This is a genomic window from Exiguobacterium sp. SL-10 (assembly GCF_004337025.1).
GTDB lineage: Bacteria > Bacillota > Bacilli > Exiguobacteriales > Exiguobacteriaceae > Exiguobacterium.
Window position 1 is genome coordinate 1 of sequence record NZ_SJUP01000061.1, and the last position, 338, is coordinate 338.

Genomic DNA, 338 nt, shown 5'->3' on the forward strand with positions numbered 1-338 from the left:
TGGGTCTCGCTTTGCCCGCTGATTCCCCGGGAGTCGGCGTGCCCTCGGGCGGCGCTGTACGCGCCTTCCATTCCGGAATATACTGGCTGTAACCAACCAATTTGGAGGCGATCCCGATGATGCCCGAGCTGATGTTTCGCGAACACATCCGAGACCAGGTGAACCGGGTGCGTGAGCTCGCGGAGGACGCGCACGTCGAGCTGCAGGTATCCAAAGACAGTGATGCCCGGACCGGGCACAAGAGTGCCGACTCCTCGTTTTTCGGCTACAAGCATCATCTCGCGATGACGGAGGAGGGAATCATTACGGCCGTCATCGTCACATCTGGCGAGGCGGCA

Annotated in this window: 1 pseudogene; it reads left to right on the forward strand. The window is 60.9% G+C overall.

The features are described from left to right. Positions 1–131: 131 nt before the first annotated feature. A pseudogene (locus EVJ33_RS15350) lies at positions 132–338 on the forward strand (IS5/IS1182 family transposase); the annotation flags it as partial.